Here is a 17,456-nt window from a genome sequence, read left to right as displayed (position 1 = left end):
CGCATGTTCCTGCTGGACACAAACGTCGTTTCAGAGCTGCGCAAGAACAGGCCGCACGGCGGTGTGCAGGCCTGGATTGGACAGGCGCCCGAAAGTGGTCTTTACCTGTCGGCAGTGACGATTGGAGAAATCCAGGCCGGCATCGAGATCACCCGGGGACTCGACCCGGCCAAGGCGTCGGACATCCAGGTCTGGCTCGATGAGCTCGCTGGCTCATACGCCGTGCTGCCTGCCGATGCAGCCGTCTTCCGGCAATGGGCGCGGCTGATGCACGGCCGTCCAGACCATCACCTCGAAGATGGACTGATCGCTGCGACGGCCCTCGTCCATGGGCTGACCGTGGTTACACGGAACCTCAAGGATTTCCGCCCTTTTGGCGTGCCAGTGTTCGACCCCTTCGGGTATCGAGGCTGAAGCCGCGCACGGCGACGCCGCGCGACGCCGTTTTGCGACACGCGTCAATCAGGCGCTGATCGACAGCGTCAGGCTGAACTGCCACGGCACCGGTTGCGCGGCCGGCTCGGGCGCGCGGTTGGGATTGTCGCTGCCCAGCGACAGCCCGCCATTGAAGCCGATCGACATCAGGCCGGTGAAGAACGAGAAGATCTCGGCAAAGTGGGCCAGGAAGTCCGGGCCGCCGTTCTTCAGCTCGTCGGTGGCATTGATGAAGGCCTGGTCGACGTTCTGGATGTTGCCGTTCTTGTCGACGGCGATGAAGCCGCTGCCGTTCTCGTTCTCCAGCAGCACGTTGCCGTCACGCACGGCCGCATCGAGCAGACGGCCGCCGCCAGCGAACTCCTGGAACGCCAGGTCGCCGTGGGTGTTGCTGTCGACACCTGAGATCTGCACGCCGTAGTCGCCGTCGGTGATCGTCACAACCGAGGCCACCGTCGCGCCATTGCCGCCCTGGTCCCACGGCGTGGTCTCGATGGTGACCTTGGTGCCATCGTCGAGCAGAAATGTGGTCTGGCCCCAGAAGTCGAAGGCGTGCTTGCCGTCGATCTCGACGTGGGGATCGCCCCAGATTCGGTAGTTCTCGCCGGTGTTCTTGTTGAACACCACCACCTCGTCATTGTCGCCGGCGGTGATGCGGTAGTTGTCGTTCTCGAACTGCACCCGCCCGTCGGGCGTGCGCTGGGTGCTCGCCGAACTCTGCGCCGACGGTAACTGGCCGCTGACGCTCAGCGAGACGGACATGCTCAGGGAAGACGGGTTGGACATGATGGAGACCCCTGTGATCGACATAGACACTGAGTGACGCCATTTCAGACCGTCGTTCAGCTTCCTGCCATCGGGGTGAACCCCACCTAGGGCCGGCCCCAGTGCGCGGGGCGGGTCAGGGGTGAGCGCAGGCCAGCACGTCGTCAAGTAACGCCGCCGCTGTGACCTCCGCGCCGGCCCCGGGCCCCTGAATCACCAGCGATTGCTCGCGATAACGATCGCTGTGGATCGCGACGCGGTTGTCGGTCCCGCTGCCCGCGCATAGCGGGTGGTGCGCCGGCAATGCACGCAGACCGACACTGGCGCCACCGCGAGCGTCGAAGCGTCCCACCACGCACAGCCGCAATCCTTCCGCGGACGCTGCGGTCCAGCGCGCCGCGAGCGCGGTGTCGAGCTCGGCGAATCCGGCCTCGAGCGCCCCGACATCGCATCCGGCCAATACCGGCGGCACGAGCGATTCGACCGCAACCTGATGCGCCGACAACGGCAGACCCGCCGCCCGCGCCAGGATCAGCAGCTTGCGGCGCACGTCCTCGCCCGACAGATCGATGCGCGGATCGGGCTCGGTGAAGCCGGCGGCGCGGGCCTCGTGCACGAGGGCCGAAAACGGTTGGCTGCCGTCGAACCGGGCGAACAGCCAGGCCAGCGATCCCGATAGCACCCCCTCCACCGCGTGGATGCGGTCGCCACCGGCGACCAGCGCCCGCAGGCTGCGCAGCAACGGCAACCCAGCACCGACCGTGGCGCTGTCGCCATAGCGGCCGCCGCCTTCGTTGCCGACTGCCTCGGCGATCGCCTGTGCCCGGCCGAGTTCGCCGCCGTTGCCGAGCTTGTTGGCGGTGACCACATGGACCCCGCGCGCGAGCCACTCGGGATGCCAGTCGGCGACAGTCTCGCTGGCGGTGGCATCAACCACGATATCGCCCGGCCGCGGACTCTCGCCCTCGGCCCAGGGCGGAAAGCCGTTGCGTCGGCTCGCCGCGGCACGCGCCTGTTCGAGCACCGCCAACGGATCATCATCGCCGCAGGCGATCTGCGTGCGCGAATTGCAGATCCGCGCCATGGCCGGCAGCGCCACGCCCTGCGCGGCCAGCCGCTGGTAGCGTGCGACGAAGGCACTGCCGACGGTGCCAGTGCCCAGCAACGCGAGCCGGGCGGGCTGCGGCTGCGTCCGGCGCGCACGGTGCAGGGCGACGACCGTGGTCATGCGTCGGCTCCGGCGCGGATCGCCGGCGCCTGGCCGGCCACCGTGGCCGCGCGCGCCAGCGCTGCCTGCAGGTCGTCGAGCAGGTCGTCGAGCGCCTCGATGCCGACCGACAGCCGCAGCAGGCCTTCAGAGATGCCGGCCGCCTCGCGCGCCTCCGCGCTCATCGCGGCATGGGTCATCGTCGCCGGATGCGCCACCAGGCTCTCGACGCCACCCAGCGACTCGGCCAGCGTGAAGTACTGCAGGCCCTCGACGAACGCACGCACCGCCGCGCGCGGATCGCGGCCGGTCAGTTCGAACGACAGCATCGCGCCGAAGCCCGACTGCTGGCGCGCGGCGATCGCGTGCCCGGGATGCGAGACCAGGCCCGGATAGTGCACCCGCGCCACCGCCGGATGCGTGTCCAGCAGGTCGACGATGCCGGCGGTGTTCTCCTGGTGCACACGCAGCCGCGCATCGAGCGTGCGCAACCCGCGCAGAGTCAGGAAACTGTCGAACGGCGAGCCGGTGATGCCCAGCGCGTTCGCCCACCACGCCAGTTGCGCGTGCACTTCGGCGTCGCGCGCCACCACTGCGCCGCCCACGACGTCGCTGTGGCCGTTGATGTACTTGGTCGTGGAGTGCAGCACCACGTCGGCGCCGAAATCGATCGGCCGCTGCAGCGCCGGCGACAGGAAGGTGTTGTCGACCACCGTCAGCGCACCCGCCCGCTGAGCGGCCTCGATGACGAAACGCAGGTCGGTGATGCGCAGCAGGGGGTTGGACGGCGTCTCGATCAGCACCAGCTTCGGCCCGCAGGCCAGCGCATCGGCCAGCGCGCGGGGGTCGGTGAGATCGGCAGTGACCAGTTCGAAATGCCCCTTGCGCGCCAGCGCATCGAACAGCCGCCAGCTGCCGCCGTAGGCGTCATGCGGCACCACCAGCCGGTCACCGGGCTGCAGCAGCGCGTTGAGCACCAGTGTGATTGCGGCCATGCCGGTCGGCGTGACCACCGCGCCGGCACCGCCCTCGAGCGCGGCCAGCGCCTCGCCGAGCAGATCGCGGGTGGGGTTGCCGCTGCGCGTGTAGTCGTAGTCGCGCTTGCGCTCGAAGCCCTCGAAGCTGAAGTTGCTCGACAGCACGATCGGCGGGGTCACCGCGCCGTAGGCGGGATCGCGGTCGATACCGGCGCGCACCGCACGCGTGCTGGGGCGGCACGCGGGCGGATCGAAGGACGGGCTCTGGATGCTCATGCGGGATCTCCGTGGTCGGTGTCGCGCAGGGCGACGGCCAGGATGGCGTCGATGCGATCGGTTTCTTTGAGGAAGGCGTCATGACCGTAGGGCGAGCGCAGCACGCGCAGCCGACCGTTCGGCCCGAGGCCTTCGAGCAGCGTCACCGCGTCGGCCAGCGGCACCAACCGGTCACCCTCGACGGCGACGACGGTAGTCGGCACCCGGACCTGCCCCGGCTCGATCCGGTGCAGATCGATCGATTCGGACAGTCGCAGCCACGCGGCGACCGGCGTGCAGGCGACGTAGCGCGCGCCCGCGGCGTCGAGATAATCCTCGGCTGCGACGCGCACGCGGCCGTTGACGACCTCGGGCGCAGCGTCGAAGCGCTCGGCGAACTCCTCGGGGGTGCGATAGCTGAGCATCGCGAACTGCCGGGCCAGCGACAGGCCTTGCGCATCGGCGCATTGCAGCTGGCCCAGTGCGACGGTCTGGCGCTGCAATGCGCGCCACGCCGCGGCGTAGGGATGCGCGCGATGCGCGCCGCTGACCGCGACCAGCCGCTGCAGCCGGTCGCCGTGGCGCACCGCAAATTGCAGCCCGACCAGCGCACCGTAGGAATAGCCGACGAAGGCATGCAGCACCGGGATATCGAGCGCGTCGAGCAGCGCGGCGACGGCATCGGCCTGGTCTGCGGTGTCGATCGGCGCATCGAGCGCACCGTCGGCGCCGATGAAATCGAAGGCCAGCACCTGCACATGCGCAGGATCCAGCGCGCGCCCCTCCCCGAGCAGCGCCTCGGACCACCCCGGCTCGGGGTACGAGGCGCTCGAGGCGACATGGCGGTGCGCGGAGATGCCGCCAGCCACGAACACCACCGGCGCACCGGGGGTGCCGCGCAGTTCGTAACGCAGGCCGACGTGGCGCAAACCGGCGTGACGCATCGGCAGCGCGACATCGATGCGGCCGCGCAGGGCGCGATCTTCGGTCGCGGCGTTCGCGGGCGACGACGTGGGCACGAAGGCCGGATCGGGGCCGGCATCGAAATGGCGGGGCGCGGTGTCGACAAGACTCATGGCGATGTCCAGATGGGAACGGACCATCGCGTCTTGCGGGGGATGCCGGAAGCCGCCGATTCGGCGGATGCATCGCCTCGATGTCGAAGCGACGCATAACCATCTTCCGGTGGACGCACAGGTCCCCGCAGGACTTGGCACCGCGACGGGGCCCGCGCGGCGCGCGGATCCCATCAGGTTGCCCCGGCATCAAAGGGCCTGTCCCTCCGCCGGTCTCGATGGATGTCATGCAGGTTGCCAGCGCCTGCGTGCGATGTCAATCGCTTCATCCGGATGCAGCGATGGAACCCATGCCGGGCGACCTCCAGGTTCCAAGCCGAGCCGCCGATGCGGCCGATGCCACGACGCAGCGAGGCATCGGCGACGGGCGAGCGCCCGGCATAATCGCGCGCATGCGCCGCCCGTCCCTTTCCGACCTGGCCCCACGCGCCAGACGCCTCAGCCCGGTCATTGATGTCGCGCTTGCCGGCGGCCTCGCCGGCTTGGCGCTTGCGCTGCCCTCCGTCGTCTCGGCCCAGACGCAGACCAGCGCCGCCTGGCCGACGTCGCCTCCCGCGCCCATGCAGGGGGTGCCGGCGACAGCTTCACTGCCAGCGGTCCGACTGCACCGGCAGCCCGCCGCGGGACGCGTGGGCATCGTCGCGGAGAACACCCTGGCTGGTCCGGTGGAAGTGCTGCTGACCGCCGACGGCGCGACGCCGGGCAGCGACCCGCCGCTGCCGGCCCGCGCGACCGTCCCGGCCCATGGCCGCACGCTCGTCGCCTGGCTGCCCGATGCCGCCGACGGCGCTGTCACCCTCACGCTGCGGGCTGTGCCCGGCCATCCCAATGCGCGCCCGCGTGACGTCGAGTACGCCTACCCGCTGCGCGGCGCCCCGCTGCGGATCGCCCAGGGCTTCGGCGGCGGCTTCAGCCATCGCGACCCCGAGCACGCCCACGCCGTCGACTTCGCGGTCGACGAAGGCACGCCGGTCCTGGCCGCGCGCGACGGCACCGTCATGCAGGTCGAGGCTGGAATGTCGGGCCATGCGCGCATGGGCGCGGCACACGACGACCTGGCCCGCGCGAACTTCGTGCGGGTGCTGCACGACGACGGCACGATGGCGCTGTACGCGCACCTGCAGCGCGGCGGCGTCATCGTCGTGCCGGGCGAGCGCGTGCGCCGCGGCCAGATCCTCGGCTTTTCCGGCAACACTGGCGCCAGTACCGGTCCGCACCTGCATTTCGCGGTGCAGGCCAACCGTGGCCTGCGCCTGGAATCGCTGCCCTTCCGCATGTTCGGCCCCGGCGGGGTCCTGCGCTTCGCCCACCCGCCGCCGGACTGAGCCGACCCGCCGCGTATAATCGCCGGCTCCCTGAAGCCTTGAGACCGCACGCGCGCGCGTGCGCCGCCTGCATGCCCGACGTCGCCACCGAAGCCGCCCGCCGCCGTACCTTCGCGATCATCTCGCACCCGGACGCCGGCAAGACCACCCTCACCGAGAAGCTGCTGCTGTTCGGCGGCGCGATCCAGATGGCCGGCTCGGTCAAGGGCCGCAAGGCCGCCCGTCACGCGACGTCCGACTGGATGGCGCTGGAGAAGGAGCGCGGCATCTCGGTGACCAGTTCGGTGATGCAGTTCCCTTATGAAGGCCGCATCGTCAACCTGCTCGACACGCCCGGCCACGCCGACTTCGGCGAGGACACCTATCGCGTGCTGACCGCGGTCGACTCGGCGCTGATGGTCATCGACGTCGCCAAGGGCGTCGAGGAGCGCACGATCAAGCTGATGGAGGTGTGCCGCATGCGCGACACGCCAATCATGACCTTCATCAACAAGCTCGACCGCGAGGGCAAGGACCCGGTCGACCTGCTCGACGAAGTCGAGCGCGTGCTCGGCATCCAGTGCGCCCCGGTGACCTGGCCGATCGGCATGGGCCAGCGTCTGAAGGGCGTCGTGCACCTGCTCACCGGCGAGGTGCACCTCTACGAACAGGGCCGCAACTTCACCCGCCAGGACTCGACGATCTTCCCCTCGCTGGACGCGCCCGGCCTGGCCGCGCGGATCGGCGAGGCGATGCTCGCCGATCTGCGCGACGAACTGGAGCTGGTGCAGGGCGCCAGCCATCCGTTCGACCTCGAGGCCTACCGCGCCGGCCGGCAGACGCCGGTGTTCTTCGGCTCGGGCGTCAACAACTTCGGCGTCCAGCCGCTGCTCGATTTCTTCGTCGAACACGCACCACCGCCGCAACCGCGCGCCACGACTACGCGCACCGTGGCGCCGCAGGAAGAGAAGCTGACCGGCTTCGTGTTCAAGATCCAGGCCAACATGGATCCGCAGCATCGCGACCGGGTCGCGTTCATGCGCGTGTGCTCGGGCCGGTTCGCCGCCGGCATGAAGGCCTTCCACCCGCGCAGCGGCAAGGAGCTCAAGCTCGCCAATGCGCTGACCTTCATGGCCAGCGACCGCGAGATTGCCGCCGAGGCCTATCCGGGCGATGTGATCGGCATCCACAATCACGGCACGATCTCGATCGGCGACACCTTCACCGAAGGCGAGCCGATCGCCTTCACCGGCATCCCCAACTTCGCGCCCGAGCTGTTCCGCCGCGCGCGCCTGCGCGACCCGCTCAAGCTCAAGCAGTTGCAGAAGGGCCTGGCGCAGCTCAGCGAGGAAGGCGCGACCCAGTTCTTCAAACCGCTGATGAGCAACGACCTGATCCTGGGCGCGGTCGGCGTGCTGCAGTTCGACGTGGTCGCTTACCGGCTCAAGGACGAGTACGGCGTGGACGCAATCTTCGAGCCGGTGCAGGTCTCGACCGCGCGCTGGATCCGCTGCGCGGATGCCAAGAAGCTCGAGGACTTCCGCGACAAGCACGCCGGCAATCTCGCGATCGACGCGGCCGACCAGTTGGTCTACCTCGCGCCGACCCGGGTGAACCTGCAATTGGCCGAAGAGCGCGCGCCGGGCGTCGAGTTCCTGGCAACGCGCGAACATGCGCACGCAATGCCGGCTGCCTGAACGCCGGCTCGACCGGCGCGGTCTGACAGGAGCACGCCGCGGGAGTCATAATCCGACCAGTCCCTCCCCCGTCGGACGCACCACCATGCCTTCCCCTGCCCTGTCCGCGCGCGAGAAGCGCGAGGAATTCGCGAGCGCGCTGACCCATGGCCTCGGCGCGACCGCGGCGCTCGCCGCCAGCGCGGTGCTGATCACGCTCGCTGCGCTGTTCGGAAACGGCTGGCAACTCGGCGCCTCGATCGTCTTCGGCATCACGTTGCTGCTGCTTTACCTGGCCTCGACGCTCTACCACGCCATCCACCACCCGGTCCTCAAGGGCCGGCTGAAAGTATTCGACCACTGCGCGATCTACCTGTTGATCGCCGGCACCTACACGCCGTTCACGCTGATCGGGCTGCGCGGCCCATTGGGCTGGTGGCTGTTTGGCACCATCTGGACCCTGGCGCTGGCCGGCGTGGTGTTCAAGCTGTTCTACACCGGCCGCTTCCGTGGTCTGTCGACCGCGATCTATGTGGCGATGGGCTGGCTGGTGGTGATCGCAATCGGCCCGGTCGCCGCCGCGCTCGACACCTGGACCCTGAGCTGGATCATCGCCGGCGGCGTGTTCTACACCCTGGGCACGTTCTTCTACATGCGCGAGTCGATCCCCTATGCGCATGCGATCTGGCACCTGTTCTGCATCGCCGGCAGCGTCTGTCATTACGTCGCGGTGCTGGCCCAGGTCGTACCGGCCCGCTGACGCGACGGCGCGCTGTGATATCCACACCGATGGACTGAACGCGCCACAACGGGTTCACCGGGGCTTGATCGATCCGGCGGGAAGGTGCCTTGCAAACAGGACGCAAGCCGATGACCGATCCCACGCCCACACCCGCGCCGCCGCATCGCGCGCCCGCTAGGCGCGTGCGCGACGCGTTCTCCGGCCACCCCTGGCGCATCGTGCTGGCGGTGATCGCCGCGCTGATGCTGCTGCTGATCATCTTCTGGGACTGGAACTGGTTCAAACGCCCGGTCGAGCGCATCGTCCACGCGCAGACAGGCCGCGTCCTGCAGATCGGCGGCGACCTCGATGTCGACCTGGGCCGGGTGACCACGGTGCGTGCGGATCGCCTGCGCTTCGCCAACGCCGACTGGGCCCAGGACAGGACGATGGCGGCGGCGGACCGGCTGGAGCTCCAGGTCGAAGTCTTTCCGCTGCTGCGCGGCCGCATCCGCCTGCCCGAGATCCGCCTGGCGCGCCCGGTGCTGCTGCTCGAAACCAACCCGGACGGCAACGGCGGCAACTGGACGTTCGACATGGGCGATGGCGACGGCGAGCCGATGCAGATCCGCCGTCTCTGGGTCGATGACGGGCGCCTGCGCTTCGTCGACGCATCGAGCAAGACCCGGGTCGACGTACGCCTGGTCAGCCGGCCACCGCGCGCGGGGACCGACGCCGCGCCTTCGATCGCGATCGAAGGCGATGGCCAGTGGAGCGGCAACCGCTTCACGCTCGAAGGCGTGGCCGAATCACCGCTCGCGTTGCAGGACGAGGACAAGCCCTATCACCTCGACCTGCGCGCGTCGGCCGGCACCACCCACGCACACGCGCGCGGCAGCCTCACCGCGCCGTTCGAACTGCGCGATTTCGATCTGCAATTCGCGCTGTCCGGGCGCAACCTCGAACATCTGTATCCGCTGGTCGGCGTCGCGCTGCCCGACACCCCGCCCTACGCCCTCGACGGGCGCCTGACCCGCGATGGCCAGACCTGGCACTACGACGGCTTCACCGGCAAGGTCGGCCAGAGCGACCTCGGCGGTTCGGCCGCCTTCACCATCGGTGGTGAGCGCCCGTTCCTGCAGGCCGACCTGGTGTCCAGGCGGCTGGATCTTGATGACCTGGCCGGCTTCATCGGCGGCACCCCCGACGCCGAGGGCGATGCCCCGCTGGATCCCGAACTCGTCCGCCGCGAGCAGGCCCTGGCCGCCCGCGGCAAGGTGATCCCCGATACGCCCTATGAGCTCGGCAAGTTGCGCTCGATGGACGCCGATGTGCGCCTGCATGCGCAACGCATCAACGCGCCGAGACTGCCGATCGACGACATGGATGCCCACCTCAAACTCGAGGCCGGCCTGCTCCGGCTCGACCCGCTGAACTTCGGCGTCGCCGGCGGCAACATCCGCTCGACCGTCCGCATGGATGCGCGCAAGGACACCATCGATACCCGGCTTCAGGCCAGCGTCCGCCGCGTCGATCTGGGCGGCCTGTTCCCCGATACCGCCCTCGCCAACCAGGCGGTGGGCAAGATCGGCGGCGATTTCAACCTCGCCGGCACCGGCAACTCGGTGGCCGCGATGCTGGGCAGCGCCAACGGCGACATCGCCGTCGGCATGGGCAAGGGACGGGTCAGCAACATGCTCGTCGAACTGGCCGGAATCGACATCTACGAAACCCTCAAGTACCTGATCGGCAAGGACAAGCAGATTCCGGTCCGCTGCGCATTCGCCGATTTCGGCGTGCAGAAGGGCGTCATGCAAAGCCGCGCGCTCGCATTCGACACCACCGACACTTTGATCGTTGGCGACGGTCGCATCGACCTCGGCCAGGAGACGCTGGATCTGGAACTGCGCCCGCGCCCCAAGGACCGCAGCATCCTCGCGCTGCGCTCGCCGCTGGTCATCGGCGGCACCTTCGCCGATCCCAGCTTCCGTCCCGACATGGCCCGGCTGGGCCTGCGTGGCGCACTCGCGCTCGCGCTCGGTTCGATCGCGCCGCCCGCAGCGCTGCTGGCAACCCTGGAACTGGGCGGTGGCGAGGACAGCAACTGCGGCGGCGCCTACGCCAAGTGAGCCTCAGCCGTTGTGGCGGTGGTCGACTGGATTGTGGTCGACTGGATTGTCGACGGCAGGCCTGGCGGCGCCCGCCGGATGCCAATCTCGCACGAAGTAGAGCGGCCGCTGCTTGGACTCCTCGTACAGCCGGCCCAGGTACTCGCCGATCACGCCCAGCGCCACCAGTTGCACGCCCCCGAGAAACAGGATCACGGCCATCATCGTCGGCCAGCCGGCCACGCGATCGCCGAACAGCATCGCCTTGGTGATGACCCACAATGCGAAGGCGAACGCGCCGAGCGCGGTGAACACGCCGACATAGGTCGCCAGCCGCAACGGCGCGGTCGAGAAACTGGTCACGCCTTCGAGCGCGAAATTCCACAATCGCCAGAAGCCGAACTTCGTGCGCCCCGCCAGACGCGCGTGCCGCTCGTAGGGCAGCGCGACCCGATTGAACCCGATCCAGCCGAACAAGCCCTTCATGAACCGGTGCCGCTCGCGCAACTGGCGCAGCGCGGCCAGCGCGCGCGGCGACAGCAGCCGGTAGTCACCGGTATCGGCCGGCACCGGGGTCTTGGCGAGCCGCTGCATCACCCGGTAGAACACGTGCGCGGTGAGCTTCTTGAACCACCGCTCGCCCTCTCGGCTGGCCCGGGTCCCGTGGACGTCGTCGTAGCCCTGGCGCCAGAGCGCGACGAAGCGCGGGATCAGCTCCGGCGGATCCTGGCCATCGGCATCGAGGATCATCGCCGCCCCCTCGGTCACCAGGTCCAGGCCGGCGGTCAGCGCGATCTCCTTGCCGAAATTACGCGACAGCCGCAGCAGCGACACCCGCCGATCCGATACCGCCAGCGCCTGCAGCACGTCCCAGGTCCCGTCGGTACTGCCGTCGTCGACATACAACACGCCCGCGTCGATCCCATCGCCGGCGAGCGCCTCCATGACCGCGGCGATCCTGGGATGCAACAGCGGCAGCGACCGCGCTTCGTCGAAGGCGGCGATGACGATCGTCAGGCGCTCGGCCAGCGCGCCGGCGCTCATCGCAGCGCGTCCAGATAGGCCTCGCCGCCGATCTGGCGGGCATTGCGTTCGATCCACTGCGCTCGGCGCTGGACATAAGGCCCAGGATGGGCGGCGTTGTAGCGCCGCGGGCTCGGCAGCACCGCCGCCAACCGCGCACTCTGCGCACGCGACAGTTGCGCCGCGTCCTTGCCGAAATGCGCGCGCGCGGCCGCCTGGGCACCGTAGATCCCGTCGCCGAACTCGGCGACGTTCAGGTAGACCTCCAGAATCCGGGTCTTGGGCCAAAGCCATTCAATCAGCACTGTGTACCAGGCCTCCAGGCCCTTGCGCACCCAACTGCGTCCGCTCCACAGGAACAGGTTCTTGGCTGTCTGCTGGCTGATCGTGCTCGCACCCCGTGTCGAACGGCCGCGCGCGTTGTGTGCGCGTGCACGCTCGATCGCCTCGAGGTCGAAGCCGCGATGCCGCGCGAAGTTCTGGTCCTCGGCAGCAATCACCGAGACCGCGAGCGATGGCGCGATCTGGTCCAGATCACGCCACTGGTGATAGAGCACGAACTCGTCCTCGCCGCCCGTCCAAGCCTCGATCTGGCGGAGTGCCATGACTGTCGAGAATGGCGGATCGACGACACGCAGCACCAGGACCTGCAGCACGGTGAACCCAATCGCCAGCGCCGGCAGCCACAGCAGCCGGCGCAGCCATCGGCGCCGACGCGGCGGCTTGCCTCGATGGCCAAAGCCTGCTTGCGCAGCGCCGCCCTCGTCCCCATCTTCTCGAACCGACTGCATCATGGCGGCCACTGTATCGGGCATGCCCGATGCCGCCAATCGCCGCTGCTTCCCGACGACCTCATGACCGAAACCTCCGCTCCCGACAGCGACCGGCTGTCCCGCTTCCTGCTTCAGCGCGCCGGCGTGCGCGGCGTCCGGGTGCACCTGACCGAGACCTGGCGCCGGGTCTTGGCGAACGCCCGCTATCCCGCCTCGGTCGAAGTCCTGCTGGGCGAGGCCTGCGCCGCGGCCGCGCTGTTCACCGGCCATGCCAAGGTCGATGGCCGGCTGTCGGTGCAACTGCGCGCATCCGGACCGCTGCGGGCGCTGTTTGCCGAGTGCACCGCGGCCGGCACCATCCGCGGCATCGCGCGGATCGCCGAGGTCGGCGCGGAGACCATCTCGCGCGACCTGCGCACGCTCGGCGACGACGCGATCCTGGCGCTGACGATCGAAAACCCCGCACAGGGCCGCGAGCCGATGCGGTACCAGGGCCTGGTCGGCCTGCAGTCTGAATCGCTGTCTGGCGCGTTCGAGGACTACTTCCGCCAGTCCGAGCAGTTGCCCACGCGCGTGCTGCTCGCGGTCGAGGGCGACCACGCCGCCGGATTGATGCTGCAGAAGCTGCCGGGCGACGAGGGCGACGAGGACGGCTGGAACCGGGCGAGCATCCTGTTTGACACGCTCTCGACCGGCGAGTTGCTTCGATGGCCCGTCGAAACGCTGTTGGCGCGGTTGTTTCCCGACGATGACCCGCAGTTGCTCGGCGAGCGTCCGCTGGCCTTCGCCTGCTCATGTTCGCGCGAGCGCGTGGAGGCGATGCTGGTCTCGCTGGGCGAAACGGAAGCCCGCGCAGCGGCGGTCGACGGTGAGGCCTCGGTCACCTGCGAATTCTGCGGTCGTGTCTACCGGTTCTCCGCGGACGAGATCGAGAATCTGCTCGCGGCCCCGGTGGCCAGCGGCGAGGCCTCGGATCGGTTGCAATAGGGGCCCTGCCGGGGCATGGGCAGGATTGTTAAATAAACATAAACCCTCTAGAGTAGGGTCGGTGAATCTGGGGAACTTCCCGGCGACGACCGGGTCACATCGGCCATGCGACTGTCCTTGACGCCACTGCTGCTTGCCTCCTCCCTCGCGCTCTGCGTGGCGGCGGGTGCGCATGCGCAGGACAGGCGTAACCAGACCGTGCTGCCGGTCCTCGATACATCCGGCAAGGTCGAAGCCTTCCTCGTCCTGGAACCGGCCACGCCGCATCAGGCCGGCGGACGCTGGCGCCTGGGCGAGAACCGATTCGATGCCGCCTTCGGCCTCGAACCCGGCAGTTCGCTCGCCTTGCTGTGCAGCCCCGGCAGCAGCTTCAACGGTGCCGTCAGCAGCCTGGCGCGCAATTGCCAGCTCGCCTCCCTCGACGACCCGGTGCCCGGCAACCGCCGGGCCACCGCGACCGCATCTTTCAGCCGCCCTGGCGGCGGTGTCGGCATGACGCTCGGCGAAGGCCGCGACACCCTGCCGGGCTGGCTGACGCCCGCGCGTGGCGGCTCGGCCGGCCAGGTCGACGTCCACGACCTGACCGTGTTCGCACGGAAGAACATCGGCGACGACGCGTATGTCTCGCTGGCCGGAACGCTGGCCAAGGCCACCCTGATCCCATCGGCGACCGCACCGCCCGACCTCAGCGACCAGTGGACCAGCAGCAGCGTCAGCGTCGGCGGCGGCATCGGGCGCTTCAGCGCGAACATCGTCGGCCAGGTGGTCGATACCCCGGGACTTCCGAAGTGGGAAGGCTTGGGTGTGGGCGTCAGCTGGCGCACGCCCTGGAGCGGTCAGCTCACCGTCGGTGCCGAGAACGTCATCACCCGCGGCAAGAACCCGTTCTCGCGGATGGCCGACCTGCCCGACGACGACGGCGCCGTGCCGTACATCCGGTACCAACAGGATCTGTAAGAAGGGCGCCATCGGCGCCCTTTTTTTGCCCCACTTCCACACAGAACAACGCATCGACCAAGCTGAATGTCTATTCAGCTTGAATGGCGTCGTATCGTCGTTTCAAGCGATTTCACATCGCGCAAGCATTTCGTTAACGGAGCTTTAATTTTTCTCTCCCCCCCGCTAGTATCGGACGCAACCTTGCTGGATTTGGCGTTTCGCTTGACGCCTGCGGCGGGTTCCCCTGGGGAAATCCCAAGACTGACTTGGAGAGAGAGGAATGAAGTTGAAGACGAACAGGCTTCGCGATTCGATTGTGTGCGCGCTCGTTGCAGGTACCGCCACGGTCTCGGCTACCGGAACCGCCTTCGCACAGGACAGTACGGAGGAGGCCACCACGCTCGATCGCATTGAGGTTACTGGCTCTCGCATCAAACGCGCCGAAATCGAGGGCGCGTTGCCGGTCGTTGTCATCGATCGCGCTCAACTCGAGGCTAGCGGCGACGTATCCGTTGCAGACTACCTGCGCAATACCAGCCTGAACTCATTCGGCTCTTATCAATCCACGTCGGGAAGTTCCTGGGGCGGTTTCTCAGGCATCAGCCTGCGTGGTCTCGGCACAGCCCGTACCCTGATCCTGATCGATGGCCGACGCGCGCCTACCGCGCCGATGCTCGGCAACTCACAGGATCTCAACTCGATTCCGATGGCCGCCATTGAGCGTATCGAAATTCTGTCCGACGGCGCATCGGCCATCTACGGCTCGGATGCCCTGGGTGGCGTGGTGAACATCATCACTCGCAAGGACTTCGACGGCGTCGAATTCACCTATGGCATCGGCCGCCCTACGGAACCGGGCGGTGACACTGAAGAAATGAGCATCGTCTTCGGCTCGTCCAGCGATCGCAGCCGCGTGCTTGCCGGCGCCTCCTACAACAAGCGTGACGTCATCTTCACTCGTGACCGCGACTACTGGTACGACGCTCCGGGCACCTCTGTATACGCGAACAACTTTGCACTGTCCCCCTCCACTGCGGCGGGCCAACGGTTAGTCCATCCAATCTTCGGCACCTCAGTGCCCGGACTGTGCACCAATGGCGATGACAGCGACCTGTTCTACCAAGACGTCAACAAGGTCTGTCAGTTCAACCACAGTGCGACTTCCGCCAATCTGACGAGCGTCGAGAACACCTCGATTTTCTTCAACGGCGATTATCAGATCAACGACGATTGGACTACCTATTTCCGTGCCAACGTCGCCCGATCTGAGACCTTTGGCCGCTTTGCCTCGGTTCCCTCCAGCCCATGGCCGGGTGGTGCGATCGTCATCAGGGACGGCACAGCGAATCATCCGGGCACCATCGGAGGCAACAATCCCTACGCCAGCGATGCCTATTACCAGAGCTTGGTCGGACGTGATCTGTATCTGTTCCATCGCTTCGCTGCGCTGGGTGAACGCGATGGATCCGTCGAGAACACGACGTACAACTTCCTCGGAGGCTTCGAAGGCCGTGTGGGCGAAGTGGATGTCGAGTTCGGAGCGAGATATGTGGAGTCGCGCGCTGTTAGCCTCGGTACCAACTATGTAGTTGGTGGGCTCGCACAGCAAGCGATCGACAATGGCGATTACAATATCTACGATCCGTATGCTGGTGATCCTTCGGCACTGGGGTTTACCGCCACCATTTCGCGTGACATGAAGACCACCAACAAAGAGGTCTTCGGAAGCGCTGCGTTCGATCTGTTCAGCCTCCCGGGCGGAACTGTCGCGGGGGTTGTAGGCGCCGAGTTCCGCGAGGAGTACTACCAGGACAACTACGACCCGCTGTCCGAGGCCAATCAGATTGTGGGTTCTGCCGGTAACTCGGCTGCGGGCGGGCGGGATGTCTATGCGGCCTACGGCGAACTGCTACTGCCGGTGGTCGATGGCTTCGAGATCAATCTGGCTGGCCGATATGAGCGCTACAGCGATTACGGCAACGATTTCGCCCCTAAGATCTCGTTCCGCTGGCAGCCATTGGACAATCTGACACTGCGTGCCACCTATGGCGAAGGCTTCCGGGCCCCGCCGCTGAACGTGCTGACCCAGAAGACCGCGTTTAGCGCTGCCGCAACTACCGATCCAGCGACATGCCAGATGCTGGCCGGCCGCGATAGCTGCTCGACTCAGGTGAACAGCTACTCCATCTCCAACCCAAACCTGACGTCAGAACAATCTAAGCAGTGGGGCTTGGGTGCAGTTTGGGACGCGAGCGCCTGGCTGAATCTGACCCTCGACTACTACAACATCGAGATCCAAGACTCGATCCAGAGCATTGGATTAGCTACTGTCGTCGGCTGCTTGCGCGGTACGATTCAAGTCTGCCCGAGCGGACTGACCCAGTTCCCGGCCGGCACAAGCCTTCCGAACGAATCGCTCGGCCTGGGTGCTTCCTTCAACAATAACGATGTTTTCGGCGGGATCCTCAATGCGCAGACGGGGTCTGCGAATATCGGCTGGATCGAGACCGAAGGCTATGATTTAACCGCGCGCACCAATATCGACCTTGGAGATAGCGGCCGCCTGCGCAACCAGTTGACCGTGGGGTACGTGAGCAATTACGCCTCGAACGGAAATGCCAGCGTCGTCGGCAATCCGAGCTATCCGCGCTTACGCGCTGTGCTTACCAACAGCTGGTCTATGGGTGATGTCGATGTCAACTGGAACGTTAACTATATTCACGGCACCCAGTCGACGTCCTATCGTCAGTGGCTCGCACTGGAACGAAATCAGGATCGCACCGCGTCACAAAATGCAGAGATGGCGCGCCTTGACACGTACCCTGACCGCCTTCCATCGTATCTGACGCACGATCTGCAGATAAACTACAGGGCACCTTGGAACGCGACGGTCACCCTCGGCGTGAGCAATGTCGCCAACAGGATTCCTGTGTATGACAGGTCGACTGGCGGCACGAGCTACGATTCGTACCTTTACGATCCTTGGGGTCGCGTGCCTTACGTCCGCTACACCCAACGTTTCTGATCTAGGCTGATGCAATGCGAAGGGGCTCTTCCAAAGGGCCCCTTTCTTTGCAAGCCACCGCCAACTGCGGTAGACAGCGTAGTCGAGTTCCGTGCGGAGTTTACCTTCATGCTCCATCTTCATGCAGCACAGCCTCTGACGGATTTCACCAATGGGGATAGACCTTTGGAGATAAAGCAAGGCGA

14 protein-coding genes and 1 riboswitch are annotated in these 17,456 nt (G+C 67.1%); of the genes, 8 read left to right on the top strand and 6 right to left on the bottom strand.

Going from position 1 to position 17,456, the window contains the following annotated elements:
* Positions 1-3 precede the first annotated feature (3 nt).
* The gene (locus MNO14_RS03865; RefSeq protein WP_241945467.1) at positions 4-414 is read left to right on the top strand and encodes a type II toxin-antitoxin system VapC family toxin; all 411 of its coding nucleotides are present in this window, start codon (positions 4-6) and stop codon (positions 412-414) included.
* Positions 415-462: 48 nt separating this feature from the next.
* On the opposite strand, the gene MNO14_RS03860 is transcribed toward MNO14_RS03865, so the two are convergent.
* The 4 genes from MNO14_RS03860 to MNO14_RS03845 form a co-directional block, all read right to left on the bottom strand.
* A complete protein-coding gene (locus MNO14_RS03860) occupies positions 463-1,197 on the bottom strand; it encodes a DUF1521 domain-containing protein (protein WP_241945466.1) in 735 nt (244 codons plus the stop codon).
* Between the two features lie 139 nt (positions 1,198-1,336).
* A complete protein-coding gene (locus tag MNO14_RS03855) occupies positions 1,337-2,428 on the bottom strand; it encodes a homoserine dehydrogenase (RefSeq protein ID WP_241945465.1) in 1,092 nt (363 codons plus the stop codon).
* On the bottom strand, positions 2,425-3,660 hold the full coding sequence (locus MNO14_RS03850; protein WP_241945464.1) for an O-succinylhomoserine (thiol)-lyase: 1,236 nt from the start codon (positions 3,658-3,660) through the stop codon (positions 2,425-2,427). The genes MNO14_RS03855 and MNO14_RS03850 overlap by 4 nt, the downstream gene beginning before the upstream one ends.
* Complete coding sequence (locus MNO14_RS03845; protein ID WP_241945463.1) at positions 3,657-4,715, bottom strand: homoserine O-succinyltransferase; 1,059 nt, start codon at positions 4,713-4,715, stop codon at positions 3,657-3,659. Before MNO14_RS03845 ends, MNO14_RS03850 begins: the two co-directional genes overlap by 4 nt.
* 96 nt (positions 4,716-4,811) lie before the next feature.
* Positions 4,812-4,940: riboswitch (SAM riboswitch) on the bottom strand.
* Here MNO14_RS03845 and MNO14_RS03840 point away from each other — a divergent pair.
* The 4 genes from MNO14_RS03840 (at position 4,934) to MNO14_RS03825 (ending at position 10,545) form a co-directional block, all read left to right on the top strand.
* Positions 4,934-6,040, top strand: a complete 1,107-nt coding sequence (locus MNO14_RS03840) for a M23 family metallopeptidase (RefSeq protein WP_305879408.1) — start codon at positions 4,934-4,936, stop codon at positions 6,038-6,040. (Overlaps the previous riboswitch by 7 nt.)
* Before the next feature lie 71 nt (positions 6,041-6,111).
* The gene (locus tag MNO14_RS03835) at positions 6,112-7,716 is read left to right on the top strand and encodes a peptide chain release factor 3 (protein WP_241945462.1); all 1,605 of its coding nucleotides are present in this window, start codon (positions 6,112-6,114) and stop codon (positions 7,714-7,716) included.
* Positions 7,717-7,801: 85 nt separating this feature from the next.
* Positions 7,802-8,455 carry a hemolysin III family protein gene (locus MNO14_RS03830; RefSeq protein ID WP_241945461.1) on the top strand — a complete coding sequence of 218 codons (654 nt, stop codon included), beginning with the start codon at positions 7,802-7,804 and terminating at the stop codon, positions 8,453-8,455.
* 224 nt (positions 8,456-8,679) lie between these two features.
* Positions 8,680-10,545, top strand: a complete 1,866-nt coding sequence (locus tag MNO14_RS03825) for an AsmA family protein (RefSeq protein ID WP_241946252.1) — start codon at positions 8,680-8,682, stop codon at positions 10,543-10,545.
* A gap of 3 nt (positions 10,546-10,548) precedes the next feature.
* Here the strand turns inward: MNO14_RS03825 and MNO14_RS03820 are convergent, their stop codons facing one another.
* Positions 10,549-11,568, bottom strand: coding sequence for a glycosyltransferase family 2 protein (locus MNO14_RS03820; RefSeq protein ID WP_241945460.1), 1,020 nt, complete (start codon positions 11,566-11,568; stop codon positions 10,549-10,551).
* Complete coding sequence (gene mtgA / locus MNO14_RS03815; protein ID WP_241946251.1) at positions 11,565-12,338, bottom strand: monofunctional biosynthetic peptidoglycan transglycosylase; 774 nt, start codon at positions 12,336-12,338, stop codon at positions 11,565-11,567. Before mtgA ends, MNO14_RS03820 begins: the two co-directional genes overlap by 4 nt.
* 63 nt (positions 12,339-12,401) lie before the next feature.
* On the opposite strand from mtgA, the gene MNO14_RS03810 reads away from it, so the two are divergent.
* The 3 genes from MNO14_RS03810 to MNO14_RS03800 all read left to right on the top strand — a co-directional run bounded on the left by MNO14_RS03810 (position 12,402) and on the right by MNO14_RS03800 (position 17,271).
* Positions 12,402-13,307 carry an Hsp33 family molecular chaperone HslO gene (locus MNO14_RS03810; RefSeq protein ID WP_343226412.1) on the top strand — a complete coding sequence of 302 codons (906 nt, stop codon included), beginning with the start codon at positions 12,402-12,404 and terminating at the stop codon, positions 13,305-13,307.
* A 105-nt stretch (positions 13,308-13,412) separates the two neighbouring features.
* On the top strand, positions 13,413-14,264 hold the full coding sequence (locus tag MNO14_RS03805; RefSeq protein ID WP_241945459.1) for a hypothetical protein: 852 nt from the start codon (positions 13,413-13,415) through the stop codon (positions 14,262-14,264).
* A gap of 262 nt (positions 14,265-14,526) precedes the next feature.
* On the top strand, positions 14,527-17,271 hold the full coding sequence (locus MNO14_RS03800; RefSeq protein WP_241945458.1) for a TonB-dependent receptor: 2,745 nt from the start codon (positions 14,527-14,529) through the stop codon (positions 17,269-17,271).
* Positions 17,272-17,456: the final 185 nt, after the last annotated feature.

The sequence above is a fragment of the Luteimonas sp. S4-F44 genome, assembly GCF_022637415.1.
Taxonomy (GTDB): Bacteria; Pseudomonadota; Gammaproteobacteria; order Xanthomonadales; family Xanthomonadaceae; genus Luteimonas.
This window is presented reverse-complemented; position numbering and strand designations above follow the sequence as displayed.